Here is a 22,707-nt window from a genome sequence, read left to right on the forward strand (position 1 = left end):
CGTCGCGGGCTTGGTCAGATGCGACACGCATAAGCCAGTCACCGAAAAGCCCTGCTTTATGGGCTTGTAGGGGAATGACTTATGACGCGAGCATCTAGCCCGCAGAGCTGGATTAAAACAAAAAGCGTCGCGGACTCCGGTCCGCAGAGCGAGATTCAAACGTGTGAAGTTCGTTGATGTCTTCCTTCTTATCTAGTTTTGAAGGTACACTTTTCTTAATTAATCACCAAGGAAGTTCTGTTAAGCCCGTTCACGTCCTGTGAACAACACAGAACGACCTGTATCCTGCAGGCCTGGTGGCAATAGCGGAGAGGCCACACCTGTTCCCATGCCGAACACAGCAGTTAAGCTCTCCAGCGCCCATGGTAGTTGGGGCTTTGCCCCTGCGAGAGTAGGACGCCGCCAGGCAGATTATTCCACCGTAGCTCAGTGGTAGAGCAATCGGCTGTTAACCGATCGGTCGTAGGTTCGAATCCTACCGGTGGAGCCATTTGCTTCCATAGCTCAGTCGGTAGAGCGCTTCCATGGTAAGGAAGAGGTCGCCGGTTCAAGTCCGGCTGGAAGCTCTTTTTTAAAAAACAGGTTTTCGCAAATTGCGAGAACCTGTTTTTTTATGCGCTTGATGTTACAAATATGACTATATAGACTATTGTCACGCTTGAAAATGTAAAGCGGTTGAGTATATATACCTTCTTTCCTCACTCTCCTGCAAAAGACAGGGACTTTAACCATGACTAAATATTACAAAAACAGAGTATAATTACCTTTTTTTGCTATACTATCTAGCCAAGCTTGGAAAGTTTTAGTAATATCGTTGTAACTTCTTTAGAATATTCTGAAAAGTAATGAAAATGGAGGAGGTGAAAGAAAAGTAAGTCTAAAAAAATTGGAAAGGGGAAATTCCATTGAGGCCAAAAAGAGGAAAAATGAAATGGCTTAGCATTTCTTTGATCGCTTTTTTGGTATTACAACTTTTCACTTACACCACCGCCTCGGCACAGAGCTCCTCAACAAGTCTTTCCATCAAAGATAACCTGCAAGTAAATAATAAAATCAGTAAGGATTTAACTGATTCCTTTCAAAAGTCGAAAGAAGTCACCTATCTGGTGAAAATGAAGGATCAGGCAGATACTGCTAAAGCAGCAAAAAATGCTGAGGCAGCTGCGCAAAAGAAAGATTCTTCTTTAACAACCTCCCAAATTAAACGAGTCAAAACATCCGCAGTTGTGACGGAATTAAAATCAACTGCTTTAGAGTCCCAACAGTCATTGAAAAAATATTTGGAGAGTGCAACCGAAAAAGGTAAAGTCTCTTCTTTTAATTCTTACTACATTGTCAACGCGATGGCGGTGACAAGTAATGAAGCAATCATGAAGGAAATTGCTGCTATGCCGGAAGTAGAAAAGGTTCTCCCAAACAGGGTGAGAAAGCTGACTCCGGCTGTGCAAGAAACGGTAAAAGAAATGAAACTGGCGAAGGGTACAGATGCTACAGAATGGAATATTGATCGAGTAGGTGCCCCGGAAGTTTGGGAAGAAATGGGGATAGATGGAAGTGGCGTAGTCGTTGCAAATATTGACACTGGTGTCCAATGGGACCACCCAGCACTTCAAGCGCAGTATCGCGGCTTCGATGCTTCCAACCCTGATCAAACAGATCATGAACTAAATTGGTTCGACGCTACAGCCGGAGAAGAAACTCCATATGACGATCAGGGCCATGGTACCCACACGATGGGAACAATGGTAGGTACGGATGAAGATGGCAGTAACCAGATAGGTGTTGCACCTGGTGCGAAGTGGATAGCGGTAAAAGCTTTCACTGCTGCAGGCGGTACGGATGCAGATTTACTGGAAGCGGGTGAATGGGTGCTTGCTCCTAAAGATGCTGACGGAACGCCTCATCCGGAAGCGGCTCCAGATGTAGTGAACAATTCCTGGGGAGGCGGACCAGGAATGGATGAATGGTATCGTCCAATGGTACAGAATTGGATAAGTGCCGGTCTGGTTCCGGTATTTTCGGCAGGAAACGACGGACCTGGTGATGGAACCATCGCCGCACCGGCGAATTACCCAGAGGTCATCGCGGTAGCTGCTACCGATTCGAGCGATGGATTGGCCAGCTTTTCTTCTCGAGGGCCTTCTCCATACGACGGTGAAATAAAACCGGACATTGCTGCTCCTGGTGTGAACATTCGCTCCTCTGTACCGGGAAGCAACTACGAGAGTGGCTGGAATGGTACTTCGATGGCAGGACCACACGTTGCGGCTACTGCCGCCCTGTTGCTACAGGCGGATAGTTCCCTGTCGGTAGAAGATGTAAAGGATATACTGATGGAAACAGCAGATACAACTACGAACAGCCAATATCCGGAAGATCCTAATGAAGGATTCGGTCACGGAATTGTCAATGCATTCAATGCAGTTTCCGCAGTGGTGAGCGGAGTGGGTGAAATCACCGGGAATGTATACAAGGAAGGGGACGATAGCGAAGAGCCTGCCATTGAACATGTAGCCCCGGAAGATACTTATGAAGGTGTACCGCTCTCCCTTTCTGCCCAAGTCCAAGATAATGTCAGCGTTGATACGGTTGAACTGCAGTACCGTCTCGACGGGGGTGACTGGGAAACAATCACTGCAGAATTAGTCCAAGGTGATTTCACTGAAGGTACTTACCAGGCTGTGATTCCAGGTGAAGCTGTCGCAGGCGACACACTGGAATACAAATGGAAAGCAGTGGACTTTGGCGAAAATGAAGTGGAAACAGACGTGTATCAAATTTCTATTAAAGAAGCAATTTCTGCAGGGTACGAAGAGGACTTTGAAGCAAACCCGGTAGGCTGGTTGTCATTTGGGGAAAACAACACTTGGCAGTGGGGTGTGCCGGAATCCGGGCCAGAAGAAGCTGCGTCAGGAGAAAAAGTCTATGGGACAAACCTGGCGGGAGATTATGACAGTGATGCAAACATGACCCTGGTTATGCCGCCAGTGGAAGTGCCTGAAGGGGATACTTTCCTACAATTCAAATCATGGTTTAACTTAGAAAATAACTATGATTACGGTCATATAGTGGTTTCTACTGACATGGAAAACTGGGATCAGTTACAAGAATTTAACGGAACAACGGATGGGTGGACGGATGCAGAAGTTGACCTTTCCGATTATGCCGGACAGAATGTGTTTGTCGGATTTCACGTTGATACCGATTCAAGCGTAGTGCGTGAAGGATGGTATATAGACGATGTAGCATTAACTGATCAGGCAGATGGTTCAACTGCCTCCCTTCATAAGAACACGACGAAAAAAGCAAAAGCAGCTACGCAGGATAAGAAATCTGCTGACAAAAAAGTAGAAAAGAAAAAGAAGGTCAATCCTAAAAAATTAACACCTTCTAAGCTGAAAGAAGTGACTGCACCCCAGCTGGCAAAAGGGGAAATCGACGATCAGTATCAACCAAACCTCTTGCCATTGGATGCCACAGTCACTGTGCTTGAAACGGATCGTTCCGTAGACACGAACCCTGCTGATGGAAGCTTCCGCTTACTTCATGGTGCGGGAGAGTACACTCTACAAGCAGACGCGTACGGGTTCTATGCCGAGGAGCAGGCTGTTGGTGTTCCGGAAGAAGGCTCAGTAGAAGCCAGTTTCACGTTGAATCCGATCCCGACTGGTACGGTTTCCGGCCAAGTGATCAATGAAGAAACCGGGGAACCGATTGAAGGAGCTACCTTGATGCTTGTCGAGGACGCAGCAGTCGATCCTGTGGAAACAGGGGAAGATGGATCTTACTCCATCGAAGCATATGAAGGAGATTATACTCTTCGTGTGATGGCTCCGGAATTTCACGCTAAAGAAGTTTCTGTTTCCATTGAAGCGGATGAAACGGTCGAACTGACAATCGAAATGGACCCATTCATTGGGTACCCGGGAGAAATCGGTTACGATGATGGAACAGCAGAGAATGCACGTGCATTTTATGATGCGGGCAACGGCTGGGCTGTGAAAATGTCTCTTGCAGAAGGGCAGGAATCAGCCATGGTTACAGGTGGTCTTTTCCGTTTCTGGACAGAAGATTGGCCAGTACCTGGCGGAGAGGAATTCCAAGTAGCTGTCTACGATGCCAGCGGACCGGATGGGGCACCAGGTGAAAAACTTGGCGGACCATACGATGCAACTGCTTTGCGGAACGGCGAGTGGACGCGTGTCGACCTGGCTGATAAAGGAATTTCTGTATCCGGAGATTTCTATATGGTTTATATTCAAAGTCAACCAAATCCAAACACTCCAGGACTAGGTACTGATGAAGATGGAGAAAACGCCGGAAGAAGCTGGCAATTGGTTGACGGTGGCTGGAGTCAAACACCAGAGGCCGAAGGGAATTACATGATCCGGGCCTTGGTGAGCTATGCAGCTGAAGCACCAGTTATTGAATCGCCATCAGATAACAGTTATACAAAGGAAGAAGTTGTTACGGTTACTGGAAGCGCGGCACCATCTACAACCCTGACTGTTTACAATAACGAAGAAGAAGCAGCGGTGACAGAAGTCAGTGAAGCTGGTGAATTTTCGGTCGATGTTACACTTGAACCAGGGGCTAATTCCCTGACAGCTGTTTCTTCTACCGATAACGGTTCCACTGACCCTTCTGACCCGGTTGTCATAACACTCGACCAACAGAAGCCTGAACTTACTATCACTTCTCCGGAAGATGGAGAAAAAACGAATAAAGAGGTAGTGAAGGTTACTGGCGAGGTTGAAGAAGACAATCTTGATAAAGTGGTAGTGAACGGTCAGAAAGCAGACGTTGATGAAAATGGAGCGTTTTCTAAGCGTATTCTTCTGGATGATGGTGAGAACGAAATTAAAGTCCGGGCTGTTGACAAAGCCGGTAATGTCCGTGTCAAAACCGTCACCATTGACGCGAAACTGACTGCGCCGGAAATCACCAATGTTTTACCAGAAGAGGATGTCCAACTTCAAGCAGGCGAATCAGTGAAAATCGAGTTTGATTCAGAAGCGGATTTGGATGCAACATTCTATATCAAAATGCCTTTAACCAATTTATCCAACAACGCTACCGAGCTGCCGATGATTGAAACCGAAGATGGACATTATGTTGGTTACTGGACAGCTACTTCCAATTTGGTAGCGGAAGGAGCGGAAATTGTGGTGAAAATAAGTGATGATTACGGTAATACAACCGAGGCAGCAGCCGAAGGGAAATTGTTTATTAACACGGAAGACTAAGCTTTTTACCTCCCCCTATATTATATAAATGGATTGGCCCCTTGGTGCCGTTTCACCAAGGGGTTGTTTTTATGGAAGAACGGCAAAGTTTTTGCGGAAAAATGCTTGTCAAAATCCACAATACCTATTATAATCATATTCGTGCTTAGAAACAGGAACGGCGTTTGTTAGAGGAGAAAATAAAATATAAAAATTTACTCTTTACAAACACCACCTATTTGAGTTATAATAGTATCTGTCAGTTTGAAAGATAGACAATACTGGCCCGTTGGTCAAGTGGTTAAGACACCGCCCTTTCACGGCGGTAACACGGGTTCGAATCCCGTACGGGTCACCATATATTTTAGTTAGTTGGAGGATTAGCTCAGCTGGGAGAGCACCTGCCTTACAAGCAGGGGGTCGCAGGTTCGAGCCCTGCATCCTCCACCATTTGCCGGCCTAGCTCAATTGGTAGAGCAACTGACTTGTAATCAGTAGGTTGGGGGTTCAAGTCCTCTGGCCGGCACCATCTTTTTAATTGTATAACCTGCATTCCGAAGATTATAATAGGGGTACAGGTCCATTAATACATGGAGGGATAGCGAAGTTGGCCAAACGCGGCGGACTGTAAATCCGCTCCCATCGGGTTCGTAGGTTCGAGTCCTACTCCCTCCATCATTTAAAAACATATAAAAACGATTTAAGTGCGAGCAGCTGGCACTGCTTTTGTTTTTATTGGGCTATAGCCAAGCGGTAAGGCATCGGGTTTTGATCCCGTGATTCGCTGGTTCGAATCCAGCTAGCCCAGCCATTTCTTTTATAAGTAAGATGATTGGATTTATTGTGAGCCATTAGCTCAGTTGGTAGAGCATCTGACTTTTAATCAGAGGGTCGGAGGTTCGAATCCTCCATGGCTCATCAAGGAAGTTGTGGTCCGGATTCTCACCTACGGTTCCCCTTGCTTTCGGTTTACAACAAAAGGATGCAAGGACTAGCCTGCGGCGTCGGAATCCTCCATGGCTCATCAAGGAAGTTGTGGTCGGATTCTCACCTACGGTTCCCCTTGCTTTCGATTTACAACAAAAGGATGCAAGGACTAGCCTGCGGCGTCGGAATCCTCCATGGCTCATTGTTTAACTTAAGATGGACAGGGCTGTTTTCAGTGTTCTCCATGTCTTTCTCGTTGTTGCCATTAAAATTTGCGGATGTGGCGGAATTGGCAGACGCGCTAGAATCAGGCTCTAGTGTCTTCGGACGTGGGGGTTCAAGTCCCTCCATCCGCACCATATGCGGAAGTAGTTCAGTGGTAGAACACCACCTTGCCAAGGTGGGGGTCGCGGGTTCGAATCCCGTCTTCCGCTCCAATATGGGGCCTTAGCTCAGCTGGGAGAGCGCCTGCTTTGCACGCAGGAGGTCAGCGGTTCGATCCCGCTAGGCTCCACTTCTAATAAAGGGTAAAATTACTGTTGACAGTAGTTTTACCCTTTTTATGTGGAATGAAATAGGGTGTGTGTCTGGCTTCAGCGTCTCCCGCTCGAGGTCTTAAGTCAATCCTTTATGTGGGCAGGAATATCAATCTGCCACTTCCGTATATATATACAATTTTTTGTCCGGTTGAGTCATTCCTGCACTTTTGACTAAAATGAAGATAGGAAGTAACGAACTTTGAAAAAATGAAAGCGGATCCTTGGAGTTATAAAGGGATGATAAATCGGGAGGAGGCAACATTGTGGTTAATAAGAAAGTATCGATTATAGGTGTTCCGATGGATTTAGGACAGAACAGACGTGGGGTCGATATGGGGCCGAGCGCGATTCGCTATGCCGGTGTGTTGGAAACTCTGGAGGCGTTGAATTTTCAAATCGAAGACTTGGGGGATATTAAAATTTCCCGTCCGAGTCGGGGGGCGGAACAGCTGCAAGACAACTTGCGCAATTTAGGCCAAGTTGCCGAAGGGAATGAGTTGCTTGCCAAGCAGGTGGATGAAGTGATAACTGCCGGAAGGTTTCCCCTCGTGTTAGGCGGAGATCATAGCATTGCTATCGGAAGTTTGGCTGGGATAGCCAAGCATTACGAAAACCTTGGGGTGATATGGTACGATGCTCACGGAGACCTTAACACGGCGGACACATCGCCTTCCGGGAATATACACGGCATGCCATTGGCGGTGAATCTTGGACTGGGACACGAGCGACTGACCAATATACTAGGTTATCAGCCAAAAATAAAACCGGAAAACATTGTCCTCATCGGAGCGCGTTCTTTGGATGAAGGGGAAAAAGAGCTTATCCGTGAAAAAGGCATTAAGGTATATACAATGCATGAAGTGGATCGGATGGGAATGTCTGCGGTGATAACGGAAGTCATCGATTATTTAAAGGATCGAACCGACGGTGTGCATCTAAGCCTTGATTTGGATGGACTCGATCCGGGAGATGCACCGGGAGTGGGTACTCCGGTAATCGGGGGTCTGAGTTACCGGGAGAGCCATCTGGCTATGGAAATGCTGGCGGAAACAGACATGGTCACTTCTGCGGAGTTCGTGGAAGTAAATCCTATATTGGATGAAAAAAATAAAACAGCTGTAATAGCTGTGGGATTAATGGGTTCTTTATTTGGAGAAAAATTAAAGTAGTTTTATGGTGTGGCCCTTGCTGAAAAGCGGGGGTTTTTTTGTTTTCGATTATGCTTTATCGTATTCATTCAGCCAGTAATCGAGCCGGGTACTGGCCGAGACTACTGCATCGGAGGTAAGTTCTTTTTTGTGAGACAGTTCTAGCATTTCCTTGCGGCAAGCTTCAATTTTTTCCAACAAATACAATTTAATATCCATACCTTCCTCCCAAACTGATATAATATAGTTGTTAATATTTACCCGGTTTAATAGACCTATAAACATAAATTTTTACTATTTTTTCGGTGGAACGAAAATGTTCCTGCTTTTGTTTGTTCAAAAAACAGCAAAAAAATTGAAACCTCAAACCATCGTCACTCGTATAGGTAGTGACCGCAAATGCAGCGGAGGTATTTTTAAATGGATCTGATGATAAAGCAAAAAATAAAGCAAGTGAAAAAAGGAGATCAATCTGCATTTGAGGATGTTGTTTCCTTTTATCAGAACAAAGTGTACCAAATATGTTACCGGATGTTGGGTAATAGTCATGAAGCAGAAGATATAGCTCAAGAAGCTTTTATTCGCGCCTATGTAAATATCCATACCTTCGATGAACGTCGCAAATTTTCTACATGGTTGTATCGAATTGCAACCAACTTGTCCATTGACAGGATCCGTAAGAAAAAACCTGATTACTTTCTGGATGCAGAAGTAAAAGGGACCGATGGATTGGATATGTATTCGCAATTGCCCGCAGAACAAGCATTGCCCGAGGAAGAAGTGGAAAGCCTGGAACTGCAGAGTTACATTCAACAGGAAATCATGGCACTTCCGCCCAAATACCGGGGAGTGATTGCCTTGAGGTATCTCGATGAATTGTCTTTACAAGAAATAAGTGAGATATTGGATATACCGATGGGTACAGTGAAAACACGGATTCATCGAGGCAGGGAGACCCTGAGGAAACGGCTTCGCCACGTGTAAAGGAGTGTGAATACAAATGAGCTGCGATAAAGAAATTGTCAACCTCATGCATATATATTTGGATGGAAACCTATCGAAGGAACAAGAAAATAAGTTGCGCAACCACTTGCAGTCCTGTGAAGCGTGCCAGAAGCATTTTCACGAGTTGAAAAGAACAGTAACGATGCTGAAGAGCGGCAGTGAAGTCCAGGCGCCATCCGGCTTCACTGCAAAAGTGATGGACAGTCTTCCGAAAGAAAAAAAGCGCGTCGGATATATGCGCTGGTTTAAAGCCCATCCACTCATAACAGCAGCAGCGATATTCTTCTTGTTTATGTTTAGCGGGATTTTCTCCGCTTGGAACCAGGATGGCCAGTTGTCCGTTTCCAAACAGAAAAACTTAGTTATCCAGGATGACACAGTCATCGTTCCGGAGGATGTGGTGGTGGACGGTGATTTAGTCGTTAAAAATGGAGACGTGAAGATAGAAGGAGAAGTAAATGGGGATGTGGTCATTATCAACGGGGACCACCTGATGGCTTCGGCCGGCCAGGTCAGTGGAGAATTGAAAGAAGTGAACCAAGTGTTTGACTGGATTTGGTACCATATCAAAGATATCACCAAGAGTGTATTTTCGTTGAATGATTGATGGAACATGAACAAAACCTTTGCCACCTTTTGCGGGCAAAGGTTTTATATTGTCCAAAACAAGGAAGTATATTCATTTAAGAGCAATTATTGAATAAGGTTAATATATGATATAATAAAATAGCTTGTCCGGAGGGATGGTACTTGAGAATTCTATTGAGAGGAATTAAAATGCAAGTACATAGCGTTATCATTCAACAGATAGGAAGAAGATTTCATGCATAGAAGGACGTGGAAACATGTTTGATGGGGGATTCGACGTACTCGACATACTTAGAATCGGAATAGATATTGCCCTTGTCTGGTATGTTTTATATAAATTGATCATGTTAATCAGAGGCACGAAAGCCATTCAATTGTTAAAGGGCATTTTTGTCGTGCTTGGAATTTGGTTTTTGAGCAGCGAGAGTGTACTTGACTTGCGAACCGTCAACTGGTTGATGTGGCAGGCAATCACGTGGGGGTTCCTGGGAATCATCATCCTGTTCCAGCCAGAACTCAGACGGGCTTTGGAACAACTGGGCCGGGGAAGCTTTTTCTCACGGAACACCACTTCCGAAGAAGAATTGCTGAATCGAAACGTTGATGCCATTGTAAAGTCGTGCAATTATATGGCAAAACGAAGAATCGGAGCACTGATCACCATTGAAAGGGAAACGCCGATGGGTGATTATGTAGAGACAGGGATCCCGATCAATGGAAGACTGACCAATGAGCTGTTGACCAATATATTTATTCCCAATACCCCTTTACACGATGGGGCAGTCATCCTTAAAAATGAACAAATCATCGCCGCCGCCTGTTATTTGCCATTATCGGAAAACCCATTTATCTCGAAGGAATTGGGAACGCGCCACAGGGCGGCGATGGGTATCAGCGAGGTTACCGATGCATTGACCGTGGTGGTGTCGGAAGAAACCGGACAAATCTCCTGTACAAAAAATGGAGAGCTTCACAGGGATTTGGATCAGGAAAAACTGATCGAGATGCTTAAACAAGAGTTGGATGTCACGTCCAAGACCCCTATGGCAAAAAGCTGGAACTGGAGGGGGAAGAAGAATGGATAATTGGCTGAAAAGTCCTTGGGTTATCCGAGGATTATCATTGGCAATGGCGATATTACTGTTCACAGCAGTAAGGCTGGATGATAATATCGCTCCGCCAGATGACTCGAAAACCTTCATTCCAAGCGGTTCTGAGCAAATAGAAACAATGAACAATGTTCCGGTCAACATTGAAATCGACGAAGAAAAATATGTGGTAAGCGGTGTGCCGGAAAACGTCAACATGAATATAGAAGGTCCGAATAGTTCTGTAACCCCTTTGGTAAGACAGCGGTCATTTGAAGTGTTTGTCGACTTGCAGGGGCTTGAACCGGGCACGCATAACGTTGAAATTCAATATGCAGGCATTCCGAGCGACATCAATGTCGACATGGAGCCGAAGACTGCTGAAGTGACGATAGAGGAACGAGCAGCCGAATCGTTCCCTGTGGAAGTGGATTATATCAATCCGAGTCAATTAGCGGACGGATTTGAAATCGGAGATGCTTCTGCAGAACCGGAAACAGTGGAGATAACCAGTTCGCAGAGCGAAGTGGACAAGGTTGCAGTCGTAAAGGCTTATGTCGATTTGAAGGATGTAGATAAACCAATTGATTCCAGAGAAGTACCGGTCAAAGTCTATGACAGTCAGGGCAATGAACTGAGTGTCCGGGTGGAGCCGGAAACGGTCGAGGTATCTGTCGACATCAACAGTCCAAATAAAGAAGTGCCGGTAGAAACTGTGACCAGAGGAGAACTGCCGGACGGATATTCGATTAAGTCGATGGAAGTAGAACCAAGCGACGTCAAGGTCTATGCTTCAGAGGAAAATCTGGCGAAAATCGAACAAATCGAAACCGAAGAAATTGATCTTTCCAAGATTACAGAGGCGACGACTATGGAAGTCAGTCTGGCACCATCCTCGGAGATGCGTCTGGTGGAGCCGGAACAGGTGAAAGTACAAATTGAATTGGAGCGCACAGAAACGTCTACCATTGAAAACGTTCCAATCGACGTCCGGAATCTTCCGGAAGACGCAACGTTGAATTTTATCGAACCGGAAGAAGATGAAATGGACGTGACGGCGCTGGGCACCGAAGAAGAGCTTGACGGAATTTCAGCCAGCGATTTTCAGTTATCCGTCGATGCCGGGAGCCTGGATGAAGGAGAGCACAAGCTGCCAGTCAGTATAAGCGGTCCGGACGGAGTAGCGGTAGAACCAGAATTTGAAGAAATAACCGTCCAGATAGAATGATATTTCACGTGAAGGAATAAAGGAGAGGTGCATCATGGGAAAATATTTCGGAACAGATGGAGTCAGAGGGATAGCAAACCAAGAACTCACACCAGAACTTGCATTTAAATTGGGCCGCTTTGGCGGTTATGTTCTGACCAAGGGAACGAGCAGGCCGAAGATTTTAATCGGCCGCGATACAAGAGTTTCCGGTAATATGCTGGAGAACGCACTGTCTGCCGGTCTTTTGTCGATTGGCGCAGAGGTGATGCGCCTTGGCGTGATTTCGACTCCCGGCGTTGCCTTTTTAACAAAAGCACTCAGCGCGGAAGCAGGTGTCATGATATCTGCATCCCATAATCCAGTAGAGGATAATGGGATCAAGTTCTTCAGCCCTGACGGCTTTAAACTTTCAGACGAACAAGAGCAGGAAATCGAGTCACTGATGGACCGCGATGAAGACGATTTGCCGCGTCCTGTCGGGGGCGATATCGGTCAAGTCAATGATTATTTTGAAGGCGGTCAAAAGTATATTCAGTATTTGAAACAGTCGGTCGACAATGACTTTGACGGGCTTCATATAGCCTTGGATTGTGCCCACGGAGCTACTTCTTCACTGGCTTCCCATCTGTTTGCCGATTTGGAAGCGGACATCTCTTCCATCGGTACGTCACCGGATGGATTGAATATAAACGACGGGGTCGGTTCTACCCACCCTGAAACGCTGCGTGATTTCGTATTGGAAAAACAAGCGGATATCGGGCTTGCTTTTGACGGTGATGGCGACCGCTTGATTGCGGTAGATGAGCTTGGCAATATTATCGATGGCGATCAGATTATGTATATATGTGGTAAGTATTTTAACGACAAGGGCTTGCTGCGTCATAATACAGTAGTTTCGACCGTAATGAGCAATATCGGTTTTTATAAAGCGCTCGAAAAACACGGAATGAAAAGTGATAAAACAGCGGTCGGTGACCGATATGTCATGGAAGAAATGCGAAAAGGCGGCTACAACCTCGGTGGAGAGCAGTCCGGACACATCATTTTCCTTGACTACAATACAACTGGCGACGGCATGCTGACTGCATTGCAGCTCGTCAATGTCGTGAAGGAAACGGGTAAGCCATTATCCGAACTTGCTTCGGAAATGGAAAAGTTCCCGCAGGTACTGAAAAACGTTAAAGTAGTCGACAAACATGAAGCATTGGTCAATACTGCCATTCAGGATGCCATCGAAAAAGTGGAAGAAGAACTTGGCAGCAATGGCCGGGTGCTGGTCCGTCCATCCGGTACCGAACCGTTGGTGCGTGTCATGGTAGAGGCACCGACCAAGGAAGAGTGTGAAAAGTATGTTGACCGGGTTGCGAATGTGATCGATGAATTGCTCGGTTTGCGGGAATAGATAACTTCGAAAAAATGAATATGCATAAAACGGCACTTCTATTCCGTTTTATGCATATTTTATTATGTCCGGACAGAAAGAACTATTGCCAGTCTGATTTTTTTGCAGTAAAATAAAGTGTATTCTGCTTTTAAAGGTTTGACTGGCTAACTGACCGGTTAAACAGTTAGGGCATGGATGCTTCATTCAAAAAGGAAGGAGGATCGATGTAAAGGTAAAGGTTCATAAAGCGCCTGGGCTATTTTCCGGACGGAGGAAAATAGTTGACGAGGAGGAGGTTTATCGAGCAGTTCGGCGGATGCCTCCCGGTTGCACACATCTCAACCGTTATGTTTTTGCTTCGAAACCAAAGAGGCGACTCTTTGTACAAGGACAAAGACAAGATGATATTATTAATCATTTTACGGGAAAGGGGCAAACGAAACGCCCCTGAAAGTCATAGAGGAAACAGTCTTCTGGCGGATTTTGCAGTTTTTTGCTGTACGCGAAAATCGGCATTTTTCGCAGATGACTTTTTCTGCTGGTCGTTTGTTTGCCCCTTATATTCAAGGAGGATAACAACGATATGTGTGGAATTGTAGGTTATATTGGAAGCAACGATACGAAGGAAGTACTTCTAAACGGCTTGGAAAAACTGGAATACCGCGGATACGACTCTGCAGGAATCGCCACCTTGAACGATGATGGCATCAATTTGTTCAAGGTGAAAGGCCGGATAGCGGCATTGCGCTCAAAGGTGGAAACAGATGATAGCTTTGCGACGATGGGTATCGGTCATACGCGCTGGGCAACACATGGTGCTCCCAGTGAAGAAAATGCCCACCCGCATCAAAGCACGACGCAACGCTTCACAATCGTTCACAATGGCGTAATTGAAAACTATAAAGATGTCCGCAGTGAGTTTTTGAGCGATGTCACGCTTCATAGCGAGACAGATACAGAAATCATCGTTCAGCTGATTGAAAAACTTTATCAAGAGCTTGGTGATGTCGTCCAGGCTTTTCGCGAAGCGATTGCTTTGTTGAAGGGCTCGTATGCAGTTGCTCTAATTGACGCTGAAGATCAAGAGACCATTTATGTTGCCAAAAACAAAAGCCCGTTATTGGTAGGGCTTGGCGATGGTTTCAATGTGGTGGCCAGTGACTCGATGGCAACACTGCAAGTGACGGATCGTTATATGGAACTGGAAGACAAAGAAATCATCATTGTTTCCAGAGACAATGTTGAATTGCAAAAGCTGGACGGTACGGTCGTTGAACGGGAACCGTTCACGGTCGAAATCGATGCGACGGATATCGAAAAGGGGACATACCCTCATTTCATGCTGAAGGAAATCGATGAACAACCGTTTGTGATGCGGAAGATCATTCAGGAATACCAGGATGAAAACGATGAAATCAAACTGGATCAACAGGTGCGCCAGGCAATGCTTGAAACCGACCGGGTTTACATCATTGCGGCAGGTACCAGCTTCCATGCAGGACTGGTAGGAAAACAGTTCTTGGAGAACATTGCCAATGTTCCCGTGGAAGTTCATATTGCCAGTGAATTTTCTTACAACATGCCGTTATTATCAGAAAAGCCTTTGTTTGTATTTATTTCACAGAGCGGTGAAACAGCCGACAGCCGTTCTGTGTTAGTGAAAATCAAAGAATTAGGACACCCGTCTCTAACGTTGACAAACGTTCCGGGTTCCACCCTTTCTCGTGAAGCAGACTATACCCTGCACTTGCATGCAGGACCAGAAATCGCCGTTGCCTCCACCAAAGCATATACAGCACAGATTGCGGTGCTAGCCATTTTGGCTGTGGACACAGCAAAAGCGAAGGGCTTGCCTTTCGACTTCAATCCACTTCAGGAACTGGCTATTGTGGCCAACGCGATGGAAGGTTTGACCGACCAAAAAGAAATAATCGAAGAAATTGCCAGAGACTTTTTCACAGAGACACGCAATGCGTTCTACATCGGCAGAGGACTCGACTACTTTGTCGTCCAGGAAGCATCCTTGAAACTGAAGGAAATTTCCTATATTCAAGCGGAAGGCTTTGCCGGCGGCGAGCTCAAGCATGGAACGATTGCGTTGATTGAAGAAGGCACTCCGGTCATTGCGCTGGCAACACAGGAAAGGGTCAATTTATCCATCCGGGGCAATGTCCAGGAAGTTGCGGCACGCGGAGCGAAGACTTGCGTCATCAGCATGAAAGGCTTGGAACAGGAAGGCGACACCTTGGTGCTCCCTCATGTTCATGAGTTGCTGACACCACTTGTAAGTGTCGTGCCGATGCAACTGCTTGCTTATTATGCTGCGCTGCACCGTGACTGCGATGTTGATAAGCCGCGTAACTTGGCGAAGAGTGTGACGGTGGAGTAATAAAAACAGGCACAAGCCCTTGCTGTTATCTCCCTGTTACTTTCTTCTTCCCCATTCCAAAAGGTCTGTACCTACTGCTAAATAGTTGGTACATTCGAGGGTAGAATGTGGGAAAAAGGAGAGATACACAATCATTTTAAGTTAATCAAATCGAGGCTGGATCCAGTAGGGGTCCGGCCTTTTTTTATCTCTTTTCGCTTTTAGTTTTTACTCCTATCTCCCTGTTACTTTCCCTTTCCCTCTGCTAAAAAGTCGGTACCTACTGCTAAAAAGTTGGTACATTAGAGGGAAGAGCGGGGAAAACAAGAATAGGCAGACAATCGTTTAAAGTTAATTAAAATCTCAATAAAAACTCAGGCTGGATCCAATAGGGGGTCCAGTCTTTTTCTGTATTTCCAATAACCCACTAATCCTTTGTCCAATAAGGGTTTCAATAACCTTTTCAATTTCTAAATCCGTAGGATTTCCAATCTCTATTCAGTTTGTTTCCTAAATGTAACACCATCCTACAATTGCTATATTTCCTTTCTTTTCTCCCGATTCTTCTCCTCCATTTTGGGTACCATCTTTTTAACATTGTCCGAATATTCGATACAAGCCAGAGCGGAGAAAAGAGGGCGAAAATGGGGGTTTTGGGGAAGAACTTAATAACATAATGGAGGGATGAAAAAGTCGAGAAAAGAGGGCGGAAGCCTTGGGGGATAAGGGATTTAGGGGAATTTGGAAAAATTCCAACTAAGTAACAGGGAGATATAGTAGAAGAAGGAAATGATGAGAAGTAGGACGAAATAAGACAATAGGGATATTCTGTTTTTTGAGGAGGGATAAGGATGAAGAAAGTTAAGGATATGGATGGCACTTGGAGAATAGCGTACCCTAAACGAAATATCTACATAATGCGTGACCATAATTGGGCTTTTTCAGCTTGGGAAATAAGTAGACTTAATAAAAAAATAGAACCAAAAGCAAGATTATTACATGTTGATTTTCACGATGATTATTTTGAGCCTATTGAGGAAATAACAGAGTTGAAAACGGAACAAGATGCTCTCAATATTGGGGAAAAACTTGATATTTTTGAATTTATAAGAGCGAGCCAAGGGACGGGCACTATTAAAGATGTGTATATGATAGGAGACTATGTTAGACCTCCAGGTGAAGTTTTTCACTCTTATACTCTAAATCAGTTTGAACATGAGCATCGGATGGAATTCTTTAGTCCAGAAAATCAAAGTTTTATTTTGGATTTAGACCTGGATTTTTTCAACTTACATGCCTATCAATCTATTGAGAATAATTATAATAGCAATCCCTTTCGTTATAGTGACGAGTTCATCAAAAAGCAGTTGGAGCGATTTAAGCAGTATGATGATGAAGGGTGTTGGGATTTAATAACTGTAAGTATTTCACCTGAACACTGTGGCGGAGATCAAAATGCACAACAAATACTTGAAATTTTCCTTAAATCTTTCGAGTTAAATGATGAGGAATATATTCATTGGTAGTAAAGGGAATAAAAATTCGGGTTGGAACCAATAAGGGTCCAATCTTTTGGTTATGTTCAATATCTATCCAATCCCTTGTTCAATAAGGGATCATGCGTATTTCCAATCTCTATTCAGTTCGTTTCCTAACTGTAATACCATCCTACAATTGCTACATTTCCTCTGTGTTTTAGTCTCTATTTCGTCCTATAATTGTTATATTTAACTCAATTATGCACCAAGAATTGTTCATTGTAGAAATACTGCATGAATGAGAAATGGCTCAACCATGCGTATAATCACTTTCTGGTTCTGGAAAATTTAATAGGAATTAAGCTAAAAGTATGAAATAAAATGCTATCCTATAATTGTTATATTTAGCTTTATTGTATAGCTGGGAGATATCCATAAGTTATCGTTTACTAATAAAAAAGGCACAACAGAGAGGCCTAAACCATGATATAACCCGTTGGATTTCCTCCTTCTCCGTTTTTTTCTTCTGTCCAATATCGTTATACAATTGCTACACTTCACTTACCTCCTCTTTTCTTATCTTTTATCCATTATGGGTATAAACATAAACTTAATAATATTTTACAAATATTCGAAACAATCCAGAAGTATCTTTTCTAGTCATTTTCAGGTATTTTAGAGAAGAACTTTATAACAAAATGGATTGCAGAGAAATGATGAGAAAAGAGGTAAGTTTAAACTTCTACTTTATATTGTAAAAATTCTAGTAATAAAGTAATATAGTTACTAATTAGTATTATAAAGTAAAATAAGTAAATTAGTACTTATATCAATAAAATAGGGGGATAAACATGGGGATTTTATTTTCATGCCATATTGATGAGGATATTTTAGAAAAATTTAACCTTGCATTAATGTTAAATAAGGAAGAAGCAACGGAAGTAATTGAAAGGTACATGGTACAGTATATATCGACCAGTTTCTCAAGGACATCACAAGAATATAAAACATTGATTTCGAATAATTCCAAGGAAACAGGAGTTATGAATCCGGATTATGGAAAGGCAAAAATTAGAATACCAAGATGGGCTAAAAAAGGATATCAGAACAACCACAAGATTGTAAGAGCATATTACCAAGTGGAAGGTGAATTAGGCTTGGTTCCGTTGGTAGAACTAGAAAGAAAATGTAGTGATGAGGCCAATCATCCTGATACATTCGTAAGGGAATTCCGTAGTAATTTTACTCAGATGAAAATTGATTCACCAAAATCACATGGTAAAGTGTTTGAGATAGAGAATGGAAATGTTATGATTTGGGAATATGTGAAGGGTACCTTAGAGGAATACAAGGACTATTTTTGTAGGTGATTGAAAAGTGATATAAAAAAATAATTAGATGATGTCTGTATATATGATATAGAAATAACTATCATTGTAAGTAGCTCGGATGGGGAGAATTTTTGATATATTTCAAGTGTAATGGGGGATTTGAATGTTAGATAAAATAAAGGACATTAACCTTGCTCTAAGAAATAAAAGTTACTTATCAGCACTTGCACTATCTTTAACTTTGCCTGATATTTGTGGGAAAATTGAATACCCACATTTTAAACATAAGAATGGAAAACGGGATGTAGGAAAACAATATGCGACATGGTTTGAAAATTGGGTAGACCAATTTTTTGCAGATAACACAGGTTGGACAAAAGATTACACTAAAGCTAAAAATCCTTATTTCACAGGGGAAATGTGCTATTCTTTGCGTTGTTCTTTCTTACACGATGGAAACTCGGATATAGGGAGTTGGGGCGATAAAGAAGATGCAGAGTTTTATTATTCATATGATTTTGAATTAGCAGTAGGTGGGGCAGATTCAATTGGTTTAACTTGGGTAAACCAAGCTAGTAATAATTCGAAAATAACGAAAACAAAGACTATTAGGGTTAATATTGATAAATTAAGTGAATCTATTTGTCTGGCTGTAGAAAATTATTATCAAGAAAAAGATCCTATTCTATTCAGAGACCACAAAATTAAGTTGGTTGATTTTACTTCTTTCCAAACTAGGTAAACAACAACAATAGGTATTATTAATGGAATACGAAAGGGAAACAGAAGTAGTTATTAGAACTTGTATGTAAATCAGGATTACCGAACAATAAACCTTAGTCATATACATAAAAAAATTTGTGTATCTCAATAAAGAAAAAATCCATGACTAAAACAATTCCAAGGGCAAAAGGATTTTACAAGGCACCGGTAAAGAGAAAAAAGAAATGGGGCTAATGAGATTAAGTATTGTAATTACATCTTCTTAATTGGATAAATATATTAAAATAGGTAGAAGAGAGTGCAGTTTTTGTGAAAAAGTACACTTAAACTAAAGGGCAGTATTAGTTCGACAAAAAAGTTTACCTAACCTTAAAAAAGTAGTATTAAAAATGTATAGTGGAGTTTGGTGGATAGTCGATGAAAGTAGAAATAAAGACGATATTAACAAAGAATAATAAACAAATTCAGTACACTCATATACAAAATAACTCACAGGTTATTTGCTTTATGTTTTCAGGAGCAGGTTACACATACGATAAACCATTATTTTATTATTCAACTATGGTGATGCTTGGAAACAATTTTGATGTTGTCCATATCCATTATTCATACAAACAAAGTGAACAAAATCTGCCGAAAGAGGACTTGGCAAATTTGATTTTAGAGGATGTAAATTCAGTGGTTACGGAAGTGATTGAGAATTGGGAATATAAAGAAACAATCTTCTTAGGGAAGTCGCTTGGAACCATTCCGATTATTTCTAAGTTTGCAAAAGACAGTATATACTCGAATTCAAAAATGATTATTCTTACTCCATTATTACAACATGATTTATATTATAAGAGGTTATTGGATAGTAAGAATAGAACACTTCTGATTATTGGCAAGGAAGACCATCACTACATTCCAGAAAAGATAAACAAGATTGCTTAAAAAAATAACTTTAATGTAAAAGAAGTTACTAATGCGAACCATTCGTTAGATATTGAACAATTTAATACTACACAATCAATTTCTGCATTAAATGACATAATAACAAATTTAAAGGAATTTATAACATAGTGGTTAGTTGATGTTCAACAAACGGGGTGCGTTAATATAATAAGCTATAAAAAATGTCTGAAAAATCAAGACAACAATATGAAACTATTATAGGAGTATAGGAGGTATTAAAATGAAAACAAAAATGAATTATCTAATCTTATTATTAACGGTCATTTTTATGTTTGGTTGTACTGACGTACAAGACGAATCCAAAACTGATGTAGATCCGGAACCACAAGAAACGACTAAAGTGGAAACAGACAAAAATGATGTAGAAGAGGCTGTTACTTCTGAAGATGAGCCAACAAGTGAAAAAGCTGCTACCACAGTTGATGAACCAGAAGTAGAGGAAACACCAACTGAATCAAATGATGACCAGTTCCCGGGATACGAACTTTTCGAAGTTGATGGCGGTGACTTGTCTGGAAATCGTGAATCTAACGTCTTTGTTGACATTGGTTATGGAGAACGTGAATATTGGGCATTTACGAATGAATACGGGCAACTGGTACGTGTCATTGCTGACGAGATTATTATACAAGATGACAGTAGCGAACCTGTATTATCCTCTGGCAGATACTACTCAGATGAGGCAAAAGTTCCTGGTGTCGAGAGTGATGTTTTAGATGAAGGACATATCATTGCTGATTCTATGGGAGGAGTCTCGAATGCTTATAATATTACTCCACAAGATAGCACGCTTAACCGACACGGTGATCAAGCATATATGGAAAAAAGTATCCGTGACGCAGGTGGAGCTACTAATTTTGAAGCCATTATCACCTATCCGGATAAGGAAACACAAATTCCTTCCAGTTATCAGTATACCTATACAATAAACGGCAATGTCATTAAGGATTCGTTTGATAATGTGAACCCTGATGAAGTAAATGAATCACTTGGACTAACCGGAAAGAATGACTCGGAGTCGGGATCAGCAAGTTCTTCCACAACTAAAAGTGACCTTTCTAGTGTTGATTCAAACGGTAATGGACAAGTGACAATTGCAGAAGCAAAAGCAGCAGGCTTCAGTATGCCAATAACGAGTGATCATTGGCTATACCAATATATGGATGATCGTGATGGAGACGGTATGGTAGGTGAGTAGTCTCCTAGAACTTTGGAAATACGATAAAGGTGTAAAAGGCTATAATTCGAGATAATGAAATGAAGATACACTTTCCCTAAATAACGCTGCAATACGTTATTTTGACTTTCTAGGGGTGATTTCTTTGTTGCTCTACCATGGACTACATAAGACATTTGCTGACTTTGAAAATGTTTATCGTTATCGATTGGATTGGTCAAACGGTATAATAATTGAAACAGATAAAGAATTAGAAAAGGGTCAAGTGATTATTATAAAGGATGTTAATGAATATGCAATTCTAGTCGATGACATTTGGGAAGGGACAAATGGCGAAATGATATTTTCTTATAGGACTGCTGAAGATGTGATTGTTAGAGCGAGATTCCCTGGAGAACTTAGGTCTTTATAGATAGTTGACCTTAATATTATTTTCATGCTATCAAAACTGCATGTATTGATCCGTAGACACCTTGATTAATACATAATCAAGACGTCATATAAAATGGGCAAGTAAGGGTGGTATTAATGGATAAAAATAGCTTTCAGTCAAAGAGCAGAATAGATTTTTTAGAACTCGTATCCATTAATGGGTACGAGTTTCTTATTGTTCCATTAAATATAGTCAATAGTGAATGTAAGACACCATTAGGAATGAATATATACGTTGGAAGAAGATTTAACTAAGTGAACTTTACAGAGTGATATCAGTCAGTGTCTGAGGTTATTCTATAGCATTAAAACAAAGAGGAGGATATACGGTGTGACAGATAATAATAAGGATTCTCAAAAACCGTTTAAAACAGAAAAAGTAAATAACCCGGGTCGAAAATACGCTCATTTAGATAAGTGGATAAAACTTACAGGTGAGATGGCCAGAGCCCAAGCTAGGGCGAAAGGAAGATACGAAGTTTATATTAAGAATGGACAGTGGGTAAAAGAATACCCTAATGGGGAAATCATTCCCTTTTCCGAAGAGGAAAATGATTGAACTGCCTATTTTGCCTGTCTGGATCTTTGACCTTTTACTTTAATTTAAACTGATTAGCTTCACAATAATAAGTATGAGGATGTTATGGACGTTTCAACAACTTGTCAAAACTTGCTTGTAACTGCTGATACTCTTTTTCCTTATCATTTTGTTGATAACTCTCTAAATTCATTAAGAATTTTTGATGTAACTCTTTACTGTTACTATAACTTTTGCATAGGTTTCTTTTCAATTCTTGTCCGATAGTCATTCTACATCCTCCTTGATTGTGTAACTCAGAACATTATTATACGAATTCATGTAGTGTTCAACCTAACTACATAAGAATAGTATGATTATTTATCCTATAATCCTAATATATAACCTTTTGAGGGTGTGTAAAAGTGAAGAATGTACATTTCATGAGTATTCTAATATTAGTGGTCAACACTTCTTTAAAACTAAATAGCTATTTTCAAGTATGGGTGTTGATACTTTTTCATCAAAAAACCGTGATTTAGTAGGGATCTAGCTTATAGGGTATCAACACATTTAGAAAGTTGTAAAAGTGTTGAGTGTTCCTTTAAAAATA

At 42.2% G+C, this 22,707-nt stretch carries 17 protein-coding genes, 11 tRNA genes and 1 rRNA gene; 27 read left to right on the forward strand and 2 right to left on the reverse strand.

From position 1 onward, the window contains the following. Positions 1 to 292: 292 nt before the first annotated feature. The 14 genes from rrf (at position 293) to rocF (ending at position 7,860) form a co-directional block, all read left to right on the forward strand. Positions 293 to 408 (forward strand): 5S ribosomal RNA (gene rrf, locus ABVF09_RS16115). Between the two features lie 7 nt (positions 409 to 415). Then, a tRNA-Asn gene (locus ABVF09_RS16120) sits at positions 416 to 490 on the forward strand. A gap of 3 nt (positions 491 to 493) precedes the next feature. Then, positions 494 to 566: transfer RNA gene (locus ABVF09_RS16125), tRNA-Thr, on the forward strand. A gap of 360 nt (positions 567 to 926) precedes the next feature. After that, positions 927 to 5,246, forward strand: a complete 4,320-nt coding sequence (locus ABVF09_RS16130; RefSeq protein WP_371069691.1) for a S8 family serine peptidase — start codon at positions 927 to 929, stop codon at positions 5,244 to 5,246. Between the two features lie 262 nt (positions 5,247 to 5,508). Then, positions 5,509 to 5,583, forward strand: a tRNA-Glu gene (locus ABVF09_RS16135). 16 nt (positions 5,584 to 5,599) lie between these two features. After that, positions 5,600 to 5,675: transfer RNA gene (locus tag ABVF09_RS16140), tRNA-Val, on the forward strand. Positions 5,676 to 5,678: 3 nt separating this feature from the next. Continuing rightward, positions 5,679 to 5,754: transfer RNA gene (locus tag ABVF09_RS16145), tRNA-Thr, on the forward strand. Between the two features lie 63 nt (positions 5,755 to 5,817). Then, positions 5,818 to 5,900: transfer RNA gene (locus tag ABVF09_RS16150), tRNA-Tyr, on the forward strand. A gap of 61 nt (positions 5,901 to 5,961) precedes the next feature. Next, positions 5,962 to 6,036 (forward strand) — tRNA-Gln (locus tag ABVF09_RS16155). 34 nt (positions 6,037 to 6,070) lie between these two features. Beyond that, a tRNA-Lys gene (locus ABVF09_RS16160) sits at positions 6,071 to 6,143 on the forward strand. Positions 6,144 to 6,426: 283 nt separating this feature from the next. Further along, positions 6,427 to 6,511, forward strand: a tRNA-Leu gene (locus ABVF09_RS16165). A 3-nt stretch (positions 6,512 to 6,514) separates the two neighbouring features. Then, positions 6,515 to 6,589: transfer RNA gene (locus ABVF09_RS16170), tRNA-Gly, on the forward strand. A 4-nt stretch (positions 6,590 to 6,593) separates the two neighbouring features. Next, positions 6,594 to 6,666, forward strand: a tRNA-Ala gene (locus tag ABVF09_RS16175). 288 nt (positions 6,667 to 6,954) lie between these two features. Continuing rightward, positions 6,955 to 7,860, forward strand: a complete 906-nt coding sequence (rocF, locus tag ABVF09_RS16180) for an arginase (RefSeq protein ID WP_268744580.1) — start codon at positions 6,955 to 6,957, stop codon at positions 7,858 to 7,860. 48 nt (positions 7,861 to 7,908) lie between these two features. Here rocF and ABVF09_RS16185 read toward each other — a convergent pair whose 3' ends face one another. Continuing rightward, complete coding sequence (locus ABVF09_RS16185) at positions 7,909 to 8,058, reverse strand: aspartyl-phosphate phosphatase Spo0E family protein (RefSeq protein ID WP_081704465.1); 150 nt, start codon at positions 8,056 to 8,058, stop codon at positions 7,909 to 7,911. Positions 8,059 to 8,259: 201 nt separating this feature from the next. Between ABVF09_RS16185 and sigW the strand changes: the two genes are divergently transcribed. The 13 genes from sigW to ABVF09_RS16250 all read left to right on the forward strand — a co-directional run bounded on the left by sigW (position 8,260) and on the right by ABVF09_RS16250 (position 22,136). Further along, positions 8,260 to 8,823, forward strand: coding sequence for an RNA polymerase sigma factor SigW (gene sigW, locus ABVF09_RS16190; protein ID WP_026571541.1), 564 nt, complete (start codon positions 8,260 to 8,262; stop codon positions 8,821 to 8,823). A gap of 16 nt (positions 8,824 to 8,839) precedes the next feature. Continuing rightward, complete coding sequence (locus ABVF09_RS16195) at positions 8,840 to 9,451, forward strand: anti-sigma factor family protein (RefSeq protein ID WP_026571540.1); 612 nt, start codon at positions 8,840 to 8,842, stop codon at positions 9,449 to 9,451. A 238-nt stretch (positions 9,452 to 9,689) separates the two neighbouring features. Continuing rightward, the gene (cdaA, locus tag ABVF09_RS16200; protein ID WP_026571539.1) at positions 9,690 to 10,517 is read left to right on the forward strand and encodes a diadenylate cyclase CdaA; all 828 of its coding nucleotides are present in this window, start codon (positions 9,690 to 9,692) and stop codon (positions 10,515 to 10,517) included. Continuing rightward, a complete protein-coding gene (locus ABVF09_RS16205; protein ID WP_026571538.1) occupies positions 10,510 to 11,748 on the forward strand; it encodes a CdaR family protein in 1,239 nt (412 codons plus the stop codon). The genes cdaA and ABVF09_RS16205 overlap by 8 nt, the downstream gene beginning before the upstream one ends. Before the next feature lie 34 nt (positions 11,749 to 11,782). Further along, positions 11,783 to 13,132 (forward strand): phosphoglucosamine mutase, encoded by a 1,350-nt coding sequence (glmM, locus tag ABVF09_RS16210; protein ID WP_026571537.1) that lies wholly within the window; start codon positions 11,783 to 11,785, stop codon positions 13,130 to 13,132. A gap of 565 nt (positions 13,133 to 13,697) precedes the next feature. Beyond that, on the forward strand, positions 13,698 to 15,503 hold the full coding sequence (glmS, locus tag ABVF09_RS16215; RefSeq protein WP_026571536.1) for a glutamine--fructose-6-phosphate transaminase (isomerizing): 1,806 nt from the start codon (positions 13,698 to 13,700) through the stop codon (positions 15,501 to 15,503). An 830-nt stretch (positions 15,504 to 16,333) separates the two neighbouring features. Then, positions 16,334 to 17,008 (forward strand): hypothetical protein, encoded by a 675-nt coding sequence (locus ABVF09_RS16220; RefSeq protein ID WP_371069637.1) that lies wholly within the window; start codon positions 16,334 to 16,336, stop codon positions 17,006 to 17,008. Positions 17,009 to 17,811: 803 nt separating this feature from the next. Beyond that, complete coding sequence (locus tag ABVF09_RS16225; RefSeq protein WP_371069638.1) at positions 17,812 to 18,330, forward strand: hypothetical protein; 519 nt, start codon at positions 17,812 to 17,814, stop codon at positions 18,328 to 18,330. Positions 18,331 to 18,454: 124 nt separating this feature from the next. Further along, the gene (locus tag ABVF09_RS16230; RefSeq protein ID WP_371069639.1) at positions 18,455 to 19,033 is read left to right on the forward strand and encodes a hypothetical protein; all 579 of its coding nucleotides are present in this window, start codon (positions 18,455 to 18,457) and stop codon (positions 19,031 to 19,033) included. A gap of 398 nt (positions 19,034 to 19,431) precedes the next feature. Beyond that, positions 19,432 to 19,947 (forward strand): alpha/beta hydrolase, encoded by a 516-nt coding sequence (locus ABVF09_RS16235; protein ID WP_371069640.1) that lies wholly within the window; start codon positions 19,432 to 19,434, stop codon positions 19,945 to 19,947. Positions 19,948 to 20,188: 241 nt separating this feature from the next. Next, complete coding sequence (locus ABVF09_RS16240; RefSeq protein ID WP_371069641.1) at positions 20,189 to 21,166, forward strand: DNA/RNA non-specific endonuclease; 978 nt, start codon at positions 20,189 to 20,191, stop codon at positions 21,164 to 21,166. A 124-nt stretch (positions 21,167 to 21,290) separates the two neighbouring features. Beyond that, complete coding sequence (locus ABVF09_RS16245) at positions 21,291 to 21,557, forward strand: hypothetical protein (RefSeq protein WP_371069642.1); 267 nt, start codon at positions 21,291 to 21,293, stop codon at positions 21,555 to 21,557. A gap of 351 nt (positions 21,558 to 21,908) precedes the next feature. After that, positions 21,909 to 22,136 (forward strand): hypothetical protein, encoded by a 228-nt coding sequence (locus tag ABVF09_RS16250; protein ID WP_371069643.1) that lies wholly within the window; start codon positions 21,909 to 21,911, stop codon positions 22,134 to 22,136. Between the two features lie 82 nt (positions 22,137 to 22,218). Here ABVF09_RS16250 and ABVF09_RS16255 read toward each other — a convergent pair whose 3' ends face one another. Next, entirely contained in the window at positions 22,219 to 22,386 is a 168-nt protein-coding gene (locus ABVF09_RS16255; protein ID WP_371069644.1) for a hypothetical protein, read from the reverse strand. Positions 22,387 to 22,707: the final 321 nt, after the last annotated feature.

It is taken from the genome of Sediminibacillus sp. JSM 1682029 (assembly GCF_041366435.1).
Lineage (GTDB): Bacteria > Bacillota > Bacilli > Bacillales > Amphibacillaceae > Sediminibacillus > Sediminibacillus terrae.

Coding starts and splice junctions, on each gene's coding strand:
- glmM (WP_026571537.1), top strand. CDS start 11,783: ATGGGAAAATATTTCGGAACAGATGGAGTCAGAGGGATAGCAAACCAA.
- sigW (WP_026571541.1), top strand. CDS start 8,260: ATGGATCTGATGATAAAGCAAAAAATAAAGCAAGTGAAAAAAGGAGAT.
- ABVF09_RS16240 (WP_371069641.1), top strand. CDS start 20,189: ATGAAAACAAAAATGAATTATCTAATCTTATTATTAACGGTCATTTTT.
- ABVF09_RS16185 (WP_081704465.1), bottom strand. CDS start 8,058: ATGGATATTAAATTGTATTTGTTGGAAAAAATTGAAGCTTGCCGCAAG.
- ABVF09_RS16195 (WP_026571540.1), top strand. CDS start 8,840: ATGAGCTGCGATAAAGAAATTGTCAACCTCATGCATATATATTTGGAT.
- ABVF09_RS16225 (WP_371069638.1), top strand. CDS start 17,812: ATGGGGATTTTATTTTCATGCCATATTGATGAGGATATTTTAGAAAAA.
- ABVF09_RS16255 (WP_371069644.1), bottom strand. CDS start 22,386: ATGACTATCGGACAAGAATTGAAAAGAAACCTATGCAAAAGTTATAGT.
- ABVF09_RS16130 (WP_371069691.1), top strand. CDS start 927: ATGAAATGGCTTAGCATTTCTTTGATCGCTTTTTTGGTATTACAACTT.
- ABVF09_RS16220 (WP_371069637.1), top strand. CDS start 16,334: ATGAAGAAAGTTAAGGATATGGATGGCACTTGGAGAATAGCGTACCCT.
- glmS (WP_026571536.1), top strand. CDS start 13,698: ATGTGTGGAATTGTAGGTTATATTGGAAGCAACGATACGAAGGAAGTA.
- ABVF09_RS16205 (WP_026571538.1), top strand. CDS start 10,510: ATGGATAATTGGCTGAAAAGTCCTTGGGTTATCCGAGGATTATCATTG.
- ABVF09_RS16230 (WP_371069639.1), top strand. CDS start 18,455: ATGTTAGATAAAATAAAGGACATTAACCTTGCTCTAAGAAATAAAAGT.
- ABVF09_RS16235 (WP_371069640.1), top strand. CDS start 19,432: ATGAAAGTAGAAATAAAGACGATATTAACAAAGAATAATAAACAAATT.
- cdaA (WP_026571539.1), top strand. CDS start 9,690: ATGTTTGATGGGGGATTCGACGTACTCGACATACTTAGAATCGGAATA.